Annotated in this window: 7 protein-coding genes and 1 pseudogene; 6 read left to right on the top strand and 2 right to left on the bottom strand. The window is 62.1% G+C overall.

The window, feature by feature from the left end; translation table 11 throughout:
• Positions 1–2: 2 nt before the first annotated feature.
• Entirely contained in the window at positions 3–3,956 is a 3,954-nt protein-coding gene (gene putA / locus D109_RS0119065) for a trifunctional transcriptional regulator/proline dehydrogenase/L-glutamate gamma-semialdehyde dehydrogenase (protein WP_017478281.1), read from the top strand.
• A gap of 228 nt (positions 3,957–4,184) precedes the next feature.
• Positions 4,185–5,987: an acyl-CoA dehydrogenase gene (locus tag D109_RS0119060; protein WP_017478280.1), complete on the top strand. Its 1,803-nt coding sequence runs from the start codon at positions 4,185–4,187 to the stop codon at positions 5,985–5,987.
• On the opposite strand, the gene D109_RS0119055 is transcribed toward D109_RS0119060, so the two are convergent.
• Both D109_RS0119055 and D109_RS0119050 read right to left on the bottom strand, forming a co-directional pair.
• On the bottom strand, positions 5,984–6,277 hold the full coding sequence (locus D109_RS0119055; protein WP_017478279.1) for a cell division protein ZapA: 294 nt from the start codon (positions 6,275–6,277) through the stop codon (positions 5,984–5,986). The two genes, D109_RS0119060 and D109_RS0119055, sit on opposite strands and share 4 nt — an antisense overlap.
• Entirely contained in the window at positions 6,274–6,504 is a 231-nt protein-coding gene (locus tag D109_RS0119050) for a hypothetical protein (protein WP_003209413.1), read from the bottom strand. The genes D109_RS0119055 and D109_RS0119050 overlap by 4 nt, the downstream gene beginning before the upstream one ends.
• 223 nt (positions 6,505–6,727) lie before the next feature.
• Between D109_RS0119050 and D109_RS1000000135305 the strand changes: the two are divergent.
• The 4 genes and pseudogenes from D109_RS1000000135305 to mscK all read left to right on the top strand — a co-directional run.
• Positions 6,728–7,501, top strand: a pseudogene (locus D109_RS1000000135305) (MCP four helix bundle domain-containing protein); the annotation flags it as partial.
• A gap of 33 nt (positions 7,502–7,534) precedes the next feature.
• Positions 7,535–8,407, top strand: coding sequence for a methyl-accepting chemotaxis protein (locus tag D109_RS1000000135300; RefSeq protein WP_371103580.1), 873 nt, complete (start codon positions 7,535–7,537; stop codon positions 8,405–8,407).
• Between the two features lie 214 nt (positions 8,408–8,621).
• The gene (locus D109_RS0119040; protein WP_017478277.1) at positions 8,622–10,364 is read left to right on the top strand and encodes a potassium/proton antiporter; all 1,743 of its coding nucleotides are present in this window, start codon (positions 8,622–8,624) and stop codon (positions 10,362–10,364) included.
• Positions 10,365–10,434: 70 nt separating this feature from the next.
• Entirely contained in the window at positions 10,435–13,785 is a 3,351-nt protein-coding gene (gene mscK / locus D109_RS0119035; RefSeq protein ID WP_017478276.1) for a mechanosensitive channel MscK, read from the top strand.
• Positions 13,786–13,812 lie beyond the last annotated feature (27 nt).

The following is a 13,812-nucleotide window of genomic DNA, read 5'->3' as shown; positions in this document are numbered from 1 at the left end:
AGATGGCTACGACCACCCTTGGGGTCAAACTTGACGACCCGACCCGCGAGCGCCTGAAGGCGGCCGCGACCTCCATTGATCGCACGCCGCACTGGCTGATCAAGCAGGCGATTTTCAATTACCTGGAGAAACTCGAGGGTGGTGCAACCCTGGCCGAGCTCAACGGCCTGGCCAGCAAGGACGCAGAAGAAGCCGGCGAGGTCCAGACCGACCACGCTCACCAGTGCTTCCTGGAGTTCGCCGAGAGCATCCTGCCGCAATCGGTGCTGCGCGCGTCGATCACCGCCGCTTACCGTCGCCCGGAACCTGAAGTGGTGCCGATGTTGATCGAGCAGGCCCGCCTGCCCGCGGCAATGGCCGACGCCACCAACAAGCTCGCCTCTTCGATCGCCGAGAAACTGCGCAATCAGAAAAGCGCCGGCGGCCGTGCAGGTATCGTCCAGGGCCTGCTGCAAGAATTTTCCCTGTCGTCCCAGGAAGGCGTAGCGCTGATGTGCCTCGCCGAAGCGCTGCTGCGTATCCCGGACAAAGGCACCCGCGACGCACTGATCCGCGACAAGATCAGCACCGGCAACTGGCACCCGCACTTGGGCAACAGCCCGTCGCTGTTCGTCAACGCCGCCACCTGGGGCCTGCTGCTGACCGGCAAACTGGTCGCCACCCATAACGAAGCCGGCCTGACGTCGTCCCTGAGCCGCATCATTGGCAAAAGCGGCGAGCCGATGATCCGCAAGGGCGTCGACATGGCGATGCGCCTGATGGGCGAGCAGTTCGTCACCGGCGAAACCATCGCCGAAGCCCTGGCCAATGCGAGCAAGTTCGAAGCCAAGGGTTTCCGCTATTCCTACGACATGCTCGGTGAAGCCGCACTCACCGAACACGACGCCCAGAAGTACCTGGCCTCGTACGAACAAGCCATCCACTCGATCGGCAAAGCGTCCCACGGCCGTGGGATTTATGAAGGCCCAGGCATCTCCATCAAGCTTTCGGCCCTGCACCCGCGTTACAGCCGTGCGCAGTACGAGCGCGTGATGGACGAGCTGTACCCGCGCCTGCTGTCGCTGACGCTGCTGGCCAAGCAATACGACATCGGTTTGAACATCGACGCCGAAGAAGCCGACCGCCTGGAGCTGTCCCTCGACCTGCTGGAACGCCTGTGCTTCGAGCCGCAACTGACCGGCTGGAACGGTATCGGCTTCGTGATCCAGGCTTACCAGAAGCGCTGCCCGTATGTGATCGACTACGTGATTGACCTGGCACGCCGCAGCCGCCACCGCCTGATGATCCGCCTGGTAAAAGGCGCGTACTGGGACAGCGAAATCAAGCGCGCCCAGGTCGAAGGCCTGGAGGGCTATCCGGTCTACACCCGCAAGGTGTACACCGACGTTTCCTACATTGCCTGCGCGCGCAAACTACTCTCGGTTCCGGAAGTTATCTACCCGCAGTTCGCTACCCACAACGCCCACACCTTGTCGGCGATTTACCATATCGCCGGTCAGAACTATTACCCCGGCCAGTACGAGTTCCAATGCCTGCACGGCATGGGCGAGCCGCTGTACGAGCAGGTTGTAGGCAAGGTCTCCGAAGGCAAGCTGAATCGTCCGTGCCGCGTGTACGCACCCGTCGGCACCCACGAAACACTGCTGGCTTACCTGGTGCGTCGCCTGCTGGAAAACGGCGCCAACACTTCGTTCGTCAACCGCATCGCCGACCAGTCCATCTCGATCCAGGAGCTGGTGGCCGATCCAGTGGCCAGCATCGAGCAGATGGCGACGCTGGAAGGCGGCTTCGGCCTGCCGCACCCGCGTATCCCGCTGCCCCGCGACCTGTATGGTGCCGAGCGCGCCAACTCCGCCGGTATCGACCTGGCCAACGAACACCGCCTGGCGTCGCTGTCCTGCGCTTTGCTGGCCACTGCCCACAACAACTGGAAAGCCGCGCCGATGCTCGGTTGCGCATCCAGCAATGAAGCCGCTGCGCCGGTATTGAACCCGTCCGATCTGCGTGACGTGGTTGGCCATGTACAGGAAGCAACTGTCGAAGACGTCGACAACGCCATCCAGTGCGCCCTGAAAGCCGGGCCCATCTGGCAGGCCACCCCGCCCGCCGAACGCGCCGCGATCCTCGAACGTGCCGCTGACCTGATGGAAGGCGAGATCCAGCCACTGATGGGCCTGCTGGCCCGTGAAGCTGGCAAGACCTTCGCCAACGCCATCGCCGAAGTGCGTGAAGCCGTGGACTTCCTGCGTTACTACGCGGTGCAGGCCCGTAACGATTTCACCAACGACGCCCACCGTCCATTGGGCCCGGTGGTCTGTATCAGCCCGTGGAACTTCCCCCTGGCGATCTTCAGTGGCCAGGTCGCCGCTGCACTGGCCGCCGGTAACCCGGTGCTGGCCAAGCCTGCCGAGCAAACGCCATTGGTGGCCGCACAAGCCGTGCGCCTGTTGCTGGAAGCCGGGATTCCGGCAGGCGTGCTGCAACTACTGCCGGGCCAGGGTGAAACCGTCGGTGCCCGCCTGGTGGGTGATGATCGCGTCAAGGGCGTGATGTTCACCGGCTCCACCGAGGTTGCGCGCTTGCTGCAACGCAGTGTCGCCGGCCGCCTGGATGCACAGGGCCGTCCGATCCCGCTGATCGCCGAAACCGGTGGCCAGAACGCGATGATCGTCGATTCCTCAGCGCTCACCGAACAAGTCGTGATCGACGTGGTGTCCTCGGCCTTCGACAGTGCCGGCCAACGCTGCTCGGCCCTGCGCGTGCTGTGCTTGCAGGAAGATTCTGCTGATCGTGTCATCGAAATGCTGAAAGGTGCCATGGCTGAATGCCGCCTCGGCAACCCGGAGCGCCTGTCGGTGGACATTGGCCCGGTGATCGACGCCGAAGCCAAGGCTGGCATCGAGAAACACATCCAGGCCATGCGCGACAAAGGCCGCAACGTTTACCAGGTCGCCATTGCCGATAGCGAAGAGGTCAAGCGCGGCACCTTCGTGATGCCAACCCTGATCGAACTGGAAAGCTTCGACGAGCTGCAACGGGAGATCTTCGGCCCGGTGCTGCACGTGGTGCGCTACAAGCGCAAAGAGATAGACCAGCTTATCGGCCAGATCAATGCCTCCGGCTACGGCCTGACCCTGGGCGTGCACACCCGCATCGACGAGACCATCGCCAAGGTGATCGACAACGTCCATGCCGGTAACGTCTACGTTAACCGCAACATTGTGGGTGCCGTGGTCGGCGTGCAGCCGTTCGGCGGCGAAGGTTTGTCGGGTACTGGCCCGAAAGCTGGCGGCCCGCTGTATCTGTACCGTCTGCTGTCGACCCGTCCTACGGACGCCATCGAGCAATCCTTCGTGCGCGGTGATGCCGTGACAGCACCGGACGTTCGCCTGCGGGATGCCATGAGCAAGCCACTGACGACCCTGCAAGCCTGGGCCGACAGCAACAAGCTCAGCGATTTGAGCGCCCTGTGCGTGCAGTTCGCCGCGCAATCCCAGAGCGGTATCACCCGCCAACTGGCCGGCCCGACCGGCGAGCGCAACAGCTACGCCATCCTGCCCCGCGAGCACGTGTTGTGCCTGGCGGAAGTGGAAGGCGACCTGCTGACGCAACTGGCCGCGGTACTGGCTGTCGGCGGCTCGGCGGTATGGCCGGAAACTGAATTGACCAAGGCCGTGTTCGCACGTTTGCCGAAGGAGCTTCAGGCGAAGATCAAGCTGGTGGCGGACTGGACCAAGGATGAAACCGTATTTGATGCCGTGCTGCATCACGGCGATTCCGACCAGCTGCGCGGGGTTTGCCAGCAAGTGGCCAAGCGTGGCGGGGCGATTGTCGGGGTTCACGGTTTGTCTTCGGGCGAAACCGGGATTGCCCTGGAGCGCCTGGTGATCGAGCGGGCGTTGAGCGTCAACACCGCCGCGGCGGGTGGTAACGCCAGCCTGATGACCATCGGCTAACTGACGGAACGCGGTCAAAATGTGGGAGCGGGCTTGCTCGCGAATGCGGAGTGTCAGTCGCCAGATGTACTGACTGATCCACCGCATTCGCGAGCAAGCCCGCTCCCACCCTGACCGTGTTTGCAACTCACCGCTGTTGTTTGGCCCCTCCATCACCCAGATCAATCTTGCTATCCAGCCTCTATTTGCGCACTTAGACTCGGCCCATTCCCACACAGGTAAGCCGCCATGTCCGAGACGCTGCTCAGTTCCCGCAATCTGGCTTTCGAGCTGTACGAAGTCCTCGATGCCGAGGGCCTGACCCAGCGCGAGCGGTTTGCCGAACACAACCGCGAAACCTTCGACGCCGCCATCGGCACCGCCCGCAGCATTGCCGAGAAGTTCTTCGCCCCCCACAACCGCAAGGGCGACGAGAACGAGCCCCGCTACGAGAACGGTCAGGCGATTCTGATTCCTGAAGTGAAACCGGCGGTGGACGCCTTCCTCGAAGCCGGCTTCCTCAACGCCGCCCGCAGCTTCGAAGCCGGCGGCATGCAATTGCCTACCCTGCTGTCCCAGGCCTGTTTCGCACACTTCCAGTCAGCCAACGCCGCCTCTACGTCGTACCCGTTCCTGACCATGGGCGCCGCCAACCTGATCGAGAGCTTCGGCACCGAGGAGCAGAAACAACGCTTCCTGCAACCGATGATCGAAGGCCGCTTCTTCGGCACCATGGCGCTGACCGAGCCCCACGCCGGTTCCTCGCTGTCGGATATTCGTACCCGTGCAGAACCGGCGGCTGACGGCAGCTATCGCCTCAAGGGCAACAAGATCTTCATCTCCGGCGGCGATCACCCGCTGTCGGAAAACATCGTGCACATGGTGCTGGCCAAGCTGCCGGACGCGCCCGCCGGGGTGAAGGGCATTTCGCTGTTTATCGTGCCCAAATTCCTGGTCAACGACGACGGCAGCCTGGGCAAACGCAATGATGTGCTGCTGGCCGGGCTGTTTCACAAGATGGGTTGGCGCGGCACTACCTCGACCGCGCTGAATTTCGGCGATAACGGCGAGTGTGTCGGCTACCTGGTGGGCAAGCCGCATCAGGGCCTGAGTTGCATGTTCCAGATGATGAACGAAGCGCGGATCGGCGTAGGCATGGGCGCGGTGATGCTGGGTTACGCCGGCTACCTGTATTCCCTGGAATACGCCCGCGAGCGCCCGCAAGGTCGCCTGCCCGACAGCAAGGACCCGAACACCGCGCCGGTGTCGATCATTCAGCACGCCGACATCAAGCGCATGCTGTTGACCCAAAAAGCCTACGTGGAAGGCGCCTTCGACCTTGGCTTGTACGCCGCGCGCCTGTTCGACGACACCACCACCCTGGAAACCGAAGCTGCGCGCAAACAGGCCCACGAACTGCTGGACCTGCTGACGCCGATCGTCAAATCCTGGCCGTCGGAGTTTTGCCTTAAAGCCAACGAACTGGCGATCCAGATCCTCGGCGGCCACGGCTACACCCGCGAATACCCGGTGGAGCAGTACTACCGCGATAACCGCCTGAATCCGATCCATGAAGGCACCCACGGCATTCAGTCGCTGGATTTGCTCGGGCGCAAGCTGGCGCAGAACGGCGGTGCGGGCTTGAAGCAACTGATCCGCCTGATCGCCGAGACCGGCGCGCGAGCACAGGCATACCCGTCACTGACTGCCTTACGGGAACCGCTGGAACACCTGGTAGCGCGCCTGCAAGAGGTCACCCTCGGCCTGCTGACGGATCTCGCCCAGGGCAAGGTCAACAGCAGCCTGGCGAATTCGGCGCTGTACCTGAAAGTGTTCGGGCATACGGTGATTGGCTGGCGCTGGCTGGAACAGGCGATTCGCGCCGAGGAAGGGCTGGCCAAGGGTAATGCTGCCGATGTCGCCTTCTATAAGGGCAAGCTCCAGGCCGCCCGGTACTTCCTGACGTGGGAAATACCGGGCTGCCATCATGAACTGGCGATTCTCGAGGCACGTGATGACACGTGCCTGGGGATGCAGGATGAGTGGTTCTAAGGCTGTCCGATCGCCTTGGAAATCACTTCGACCGTGGCGCTGACTTGCTCTTGGTAACGGTCGAGTTCCTGCTGATGGTGCTTTTGCATTTCGATCTGCTCGGCGCACAGGTTCAGCGCCGCCAGCACCAATAGCTTGTCACCGATCAGCGTCGGGTACTTTTTCTTGGTGGTGGCCAGGGATGCCTTGAGCATCGTCACGGCGCTCATCAGGGTGTTGTCTTCCCCTTCCGGTGCCTTGATCGAGTAATCCTCACCGAGAATCGAAACGACCTTTATCCCTTCATTCATGCGCTGACAGGACCTGCGCTCACACGCTCAACCAACGCCTGGATACGGGCAGCGGTGGCGCCCTGCTTTTCTTCCTGTTCCATCAGGTTCAGCTGCAGGCTGTCGTTCTCATCCTTGGCGCGAGCCAGTTCGGCCTTGAGGGATTCGTTGGTGCCCAGCAGATCCTGGTTCTGCTGTACCAGGTCACTGACCAGTTGTTCCAATTGGCTGAGGGATGCTTCTAACATTTTGATTTCTCGGGCTTTTTCAAAGGGCGGTGACGATAAAGAAAAATCACCTCGGATGCCAGGGTTATCCCCGGCGCGGGGCCTTGATTTTACAGGGCAGGCCACGCTTTCGAGCCTTAGTGACTGCTTTTATGGCATCTGGTTCCTGAATCCCGTCGGACCGTCCCGCTCTGCGACAAAAGCGCGCACCCCCTCAAGACTTTAGTCGTATGACCGATAGGTCATGGACACCCCGCCCAAACCCCGCATGGATCGCGCTTCTCCCCAGGATCACAGCATGTCTCTTCGTAATATGAATATCGCGCCGCGGGCCTTCCTCGGCTTCGCGTTGATTGGCGCGCTGATGTTGTTTCTCGGCGTGTTCGCGTTGAACCAGATGAGCAAGATTCGCGCGGCGACGGAAGACATCACCCTGAGCAGCGTGCCGAGCATCCGCGCCCTGGACGAGTTCACCCAGCTGACCCTGCGCCTGCGGGTGCTGTCCTATCGCCTGCTGACCAACCGCGAGCCCGACGTCCAGCAAAAGACCCTGGAAGCGTTTGATCTGCGCAATCAACAGATTCGTACCGCCCAGGCGGTGTACGAGAAGCTGATCGACAGCAGCGAAGAGCGCAGTACCTATGACGAGTACGTGCGTCTTTTGGGCCAGTATCACCAGATCGAAGAACGCATGAAGAGCCTGTCCCGGGCCAATCAGGTGGACGAGCTGCGTACCCTGCTGAACACCGAGCTGCTGACCAACTCGGAACAAGTCAACGCCGTCCTGAACCGCCTGCTGGACATCAACAACAAGATGGCCACCGCCACCAACCAGCAAGCCGCCGACCAATACGACATGGCCTTTGAGCTGGTGGTGATCCTGCTGATCCTGGCCACGGCGCTGACCATGCTGTTCGCCTGGTTGCTGACCCGCAGCATCACCCTGCCGATCGCCCAGGCCCTGGACGCCGCCGAGGAAATCGCCGAAGGCAACCTGACGCGCCCGATCAAGGTCGACGGCAACGACGAAGCCGGCCGACTGCTGCTGGCGATGTCCAAGATGCAGGACAAGTTGAAAGACACCTTGCAGCGCATCGCCGGCTCGGCCACCCAGTTGGCTTCCGCGGCGGAAGAACTGAACACCGTGACCGACGAAAGCGCCCGCGGCCTGACCCAGCAAAACAACGAAATCGAACAAGCCGCCACGGCGGTGAACGAGATGACCAGCGCGGTTGAAGAAGTGGCCCGCAACGCGGTCAGCACGTCCGAAGCCTCGAAAAACGCCACCTCCTCGGCCGGCGATGGCCGTGACCTGGTGCAGGAAACCGTCGGCGCCATCGAGCGCATGAGCAGCGACGTGCAAGCCACCGCGACCTTGATCGGTAACCTGGCGGAAGAGTCCCGGGACATCGGCAAGGTGCTGGACGTGATTCGTGGACTGGCCGACCAGACCAACCTGCTGGCCCTGAACGCAGCGATTGAGGCGGCGCGTGCCGGTGAGGCCGGGCGTGGTTTTGCGGTGGTGGCGGATGAAGTGCGGGCCCTGGCCCATCGCACCCAGCAGTCCACCAGCGAGATCGAGCGGATGATCGGCAGTATCCAGGCCGGTACCGAGCATGCAGTGGATTCGATGCGTAACAGCACCGAGCGTGCGGAGTCGACGCTGAATATCGCCAAGGGTGCGGGGATGTCACTGGACACCATCAATACCGCCATCGTTGAAATCAACGAGCGCAACCTGGTGATCGCCAGTGCCGCTGAAGAACAGGCGCAAGTGGCGCGGGAAGTGGATCGCAACCTGGTGAATATTCGTGACTTGTCGGTGCAATCGGCGACCGGCGCCAGCCAGACCAGTGCGGCGAGCAGTGAGCTGTCGCGTTTGGCGGTGGATTTGAACGGGATGGTGGGGCGGTTTCGCCTCTAAATGTGGGAGCGGGCTTGCTCGCGAAAGCGGTGGATCAGCTGTGCATAAGGCGACTGACACACCCCATTCGCGAGCAAGCCCGCTCCCACATTGAATATGCGCCAGCCATTCAAAACCTTTTTGACAGCACAGCAATTCAACAGGTTAGAATCGCTGGCACGCAGACTGCATGGTCAGTTTGCGCCTCGTCTTTCCTGCTCATGGAGTACTGCCTTTGAATGCGACGACCATCAACAGCCTGTTCTTGATCGGCGCGTTGCTGGTAGGTGCGAGCATTCTGGTGAGTTCTCTTTCGTCCCGCTTAGGGATTCCGATCCTGGTGATCATCCTGGCCGTGGGCATGATCGCCGGCGTCGACGGCGGCGGCATCATTTTCGATAACTACCCGACTGCCTACCTCGTGGGCAACCTCGCCCTGGCCGTGATCCTGCTCGACGGCGGCTTGCGAACACGGGTGGCGAGTTTTCGCGTGGCGCTCTGGCCCGCCCTGTCCCTGGCGACGGTCGGGGTACTGATCACCACCGGCCTCACCGGCATGGCAGCCGCCTGGCTGTTCAATCTCAACATCATTCAAGGCCTGCTGATCGGCGCCATCGTCGGCTCCACGGACGCTGCGGCAGTGTTCTCGCTGCTGGGCGGCAAGGGCTTGAACGAACGGGTCACCGCCAGCCTGGAAATCGAATCCGGCAGCAACGACCCGATGGCGGTGTTCCTCACCGTCACCCTGATCGACATGCTCGCCAGCGGCCAGACCGGCCTGCACTGGAGCCTGCTGGGCCACCTGATCCGTGAGTTCGGCATCGGCGGCATCATTGGCCTGGGCGGCGGCTGGTTGATGCTGCAGATGGTCAACCGGATCAACCTGGCCAACGGCCTGTACCCGATCCTGGTGATTTCCGGCGGCCTGTTCGTGTTTGCCCTGACCAACGCCCTGCACGGCAGCGGCTTCCTCGCGGTGTACCTGTGCGGCCTTGTGATCGGCAACCGTCCGGTGCGCAGCCGCCATGGCATCTTGCATATGCTCGACGGCATGGCCTGGCTGGCACAGATCGGCATGTTCCTGGTGCTGGGCCTGCTGGTCACGCCCCATGATCTGCTGCCCATCGCGCTGCCGGCCCTGGGCCTGGCGCTGTGGATGATTCTCTTCGCACGGCCACTGTCGGTGATCGTCGGCCTGCTGCCGTTCAAGGCCTTCCACGGTCGAGAAAAAGCCTTTATCGCCTGGGTCGGCCTGCGCGGTGCGGTGCCGATCATTCTGGCGGTGTTCCCGCTGATGGCCGGCCTGCCCCACGCGCAGCTGTACTTCAACCTGGCGTTCTTTATCGTGCTGGTGTCGTTGCTGGTGCAGGGCACGAGCCTGCCCTGGGTAGCCAAACTGTTGAAAGTGACGGTACCGCCCGAGCCCGCGCCGATTTCCCGGGCCGCCCTGGAAGTGCACGTCACCAGCGAGTGGGAGCTGTTCGTCTACCGCCTGGGCGCCGAGAAATGGTGCATCGGCGCGGCCCTACGGGAACTGAAAATGCCCGAAGGCACGCGGATCGCCGCGCTGTTTCGTGGCCAGCAACTGCTCCATCCGTCGGGTAGTACGGTGCTGGAAGTCGATGATTTGTTGTGTGTGATCGGCCATGAACACAACTTGCCGGCCCTCGGCAAACTGTTCAGCCAGGCACCACAACGGGGCCTCGACCTGCGCTTCTTCGGCGACTTCGTACTGGAAGGCGACGCCCAACTGGGCGCGGTTTCGGCCCTGTACGGGCTCAAGCTCGAGGGCATCGACCCGCACATGCCACTGAGCCGCTTCATCACCCAGAAAGTCGGTGGTGCGCCGGTGGTCGGCGACCAGGTGGAATGGAACAACACCATCTGGACCGTTGCGGTCATGGACGGGAACAAGATCGGCAAAGTTGGCGTCAGATTCCCCGAAGGAAGTCGCCCGGGCCCCGGACTCTTCCTCTAAACTGCGGGGCGACGGCGCGCCAGTCGATGTCGGGACGCCCCCTATTTATCACCTTGCTCGACCGGTCTCTATGACAACCCTGCGTACTTTTCTCGCCACCGCCCTGCTGGGCCTGACCCTCTGCGTCGGCACCGTAAACGCTGCCGACCCGCCCAGCATCGACTCCGTCCAGCAAACCCTGGACAAGCTGCCGGACCGCAAACTGCCCGACGCCGACATGAAGGCGCTGCAAAGCATCCTGCAGCAGACCCTCACCTTCCTCGGCAACCAGCAGGATTACCAACAGCGCCTGGTCGACCTCAAGCGCCAGTTGGAAAACGCGCCGCGCCAGAGCGCCGAGAACCAGCGCGAGCTGACCCGGCTCAAAGCCACCAAGGTGATTCCTGTCGCCCAACGCTACGCCACCTTGCCGGTGCCGCAGCTTGAACAACTGCTGGTGCAGCGCACCACCCAGCAAGGCGACCTGCAAAAGGAACTGGCCGACGCCAACAGCTTGAGCATCGCCGCCCAGACCCGCCCGGAACGCGCCCAGACCGAAATCAGCAGCAGCCAGACGCGCATCCAGCAAATCAACTCGATCCTCAAGGCCGGCAAAGACAATGGCAAGGCCCTCAGCGGTGACCAGCGCAACCAACTGAACGCCGAGCTGGCCGCCCTCAACGCGCTGATCCCCTTGCGCCGCCAGGAGCTGGCCGGCAACAGCCAACTGCAAGACCTGGGCAACAGCCAACACGATCTGGTACTGGAAAAAACCGCGCGCCTGGAGCAGGAAATCCAGGACCTGCAAACCCTGATCAACCAGAAACGCCTGGCCCAGTCCCAGGAAACCGTGACCCAGCAGTCCATCGAAGCCCAAAAGGCCGGTGGCAGCAGCCTGCTCGCCACGGAAAGCGCCGCCAACCTGAAACTGTCCGACTACTTGCTCAAAAGCACCGACCGGCTCAACGAACTGACTCAGAAAAACCTGCAAACCAAGCAGCAACTGGACAGCGTGACCCAAAGTGACTCGGCGCTGGACGAACAGATCAACGTACTCAAGGGCAGCCTGCTGCTGTCCAAGATCCTCTACAAACAGAAGCAGGCCCTCCCGCGCCTGACCGTAGACCGCGATCTGGCAGATGACATCGCCAACATTCGCCTGTACCAGTTCGAGGTCAATCAACAACGCGAACTGATCAGCACCCCGAGCACCTACGTCGACAACCTGCTGGCCAATCAACCGGCCGACCAGATCACACCCCAACTGCGCCGCACCCTGCTGGAACTGGCGATCACCCGCAGCGACCTGCTGGAGCGCCTCAGCCGGGAGCTGAGCGCACTGCTCAACGAATCCATCACCCTGCAACTGAACCAGAAACAACTGCTGAGCACCGCCAGCACGTTGCGGGCGACCCTCGACGAGCAGATGTTCTGGATTCCCAGCAACAAGCCGCTGGACACCGAATGGCTGGAAACCGTACCGGCGCATCTGAGCAAACAGGTCACCACCTTGCCGTGGGCGTCCAGCGTCAGCGAGCTGTATGACGGCCTGACCCAGCGCCCGCTGCTGTTCCTGCCGCTGCTGTTGTTGATCGGCGCGCTGCTGTGGCGTCGCAGCTACCTGTATGCCCGGCTGAAAAAAATCCATATGGACATCGGCCACTTCAAGCGCGACAGCCAGTGGCACACGCCGGTGGCGATCCTGGTGAATATCGCCTTGGCGATGCCGGTAGCCCTGGGCCTGGCGCTGTGCGGCTACGCGCTGCAGATCGATGCCCGCGGGCAAAACGCCAACCTCGGGGCGGCCCTGCTGCAGATCGCCCAGGCGTGGCTGGTGTTCTACACCGCCTATCGGATCCTCGCGCCAGGCGGCGTGGCAGAGCTGCATTTCCGCTGGGAAAAACCCCAGGTCGAATTCCTCCAGGGCTGGGTGCGCAAACTCGGGCTGGTGGTGCTGGCGTTGGTGGCCGTGGTGGCCATCGCCGAGCATCAACCGGCGGCGCTGGCGGACGACGTGCTGGGCATCGGCGTGGTGCTGACCTGCTACGCACTGATGGCCTGGCTGCTCGGGCGCCTGCTGCTCCATAGCCCGACTCACGAAAAAGCCTCGCTGTTTCGCAAAGCCATGGGCCTGATGTTTACCGCACTGCCGGTCGCGCTGTTTATTGCTGTGTGTTTTGGCTACTACTACACCGCCCTGAAACTCAGCGACCGGCTGATCAACACCCTGTACCTGCTGATGTTCTGGCTGGTGATCGAAGCCACCTTCGTCCGTGGCCTGGGGGTTGCCGCACGGCGCCTGGCCTATGCGCGAGCCTTGGCCAAACGCCAGGCCGCCAAGGAAGCGGGTGATGGCGAAGCAGTGATCGAAGAGCCGACCCTGGACATCGAACAGGTCAACGAACAGTCGATGCGACTGATTCGCCTGGCCCTGCTCGGTGGCTTTATCGCCGCCCTGTATTGGGTGTGGTCTGACTTGATCTCGGTGTTTTCCTACCTGGACAACGTGACCCTCTACGAATACACCAGCGGCACCGGCGCCAATATCAGCATGGTGCCCATCAGCATCGGCGACTTGCTGGGGGCGCTGATTATCATCGGCATCACCTTTGCCCTGGCGCGCAACCTGCCCGGGTTATTGGAAGTGTTGGTGTTGTCGAAACTGGACCTGGCCCAGGGCAGCGCCTACGCCACCACCACCTTGCTGTCCTACGTGATTGCCGGCGTCGGCTTTGTTTCCACCCTGTCGACCCTCGGCGTGAGCTGGGACAAGTTGCAATGGCTGGTGGCCGCGCTGTCGGTGGGCTTGGGCTTCGGGATGCAGGAGATCTTCGCCAACTTCATCTCCGGCATCATGATCCTGTTCGAGCGCCCGGTACGGATCGGCGACACCATCACCATCGGCAACCTGTCGGGCACGGTGAGCAAGATCCGCATCCGCGCCACCACCATTACCGACTTCGACCGCAAGGACATCATTGTCCCGAACAAGACGTTCATCACCGGGCAACTGATCAACTGGTCGCTGACCGACACCATCACCCGGGTCACCCTGAAACTGGGCGTGGACTACGGCTCGGACCTGGATCGGGTGAAGGAATTGCTGCTCAAGGCCGCCCGGGAAAACCCCCGCGTGCTGAAAGACCCGGAACCCCATGTGTACTTCCTCAACTTCGGCGAAAGCACCCTGGACCACGAACTGCGCATGCACGTACGCGACCTGGGCGACCGCAACCCGGTGATCGATGAGGTCAACCGCTTCATCAATCGCGAGTTCAAGAAAGAGCACATCAACATCTCGTTCCGGCAGATGGAGGTGTACTTGAAGAACCTGCATGGCCAGGAATACAAACTGGTTCCGGTAGAAGAAGAAAACAAAACCGCCCTGCCGCCCGCCAAGGACCAGGACATACAAGAACCGCCTCCCGCCAAACTCGACTAAACGCACTATCCCCAGCAGAATGGTCGG

The sequence above is a fragment of the Pseudomonas sp. PAMC 26793 genome (genome assembly GCF_000313235.1).
GTDB lineage: Bacteria > Pseudomonadota > Gammaproteobacteria > Pseudomonadales > Pseudomonadaceae > Aquipseudomonas > Aquipseudomonas yamanorum.
The sequence above is the reverse complement of the archived record's forward strand: the minus strand, read 5'-3'. Positions and strand labels throughout refer to the sequence as shown.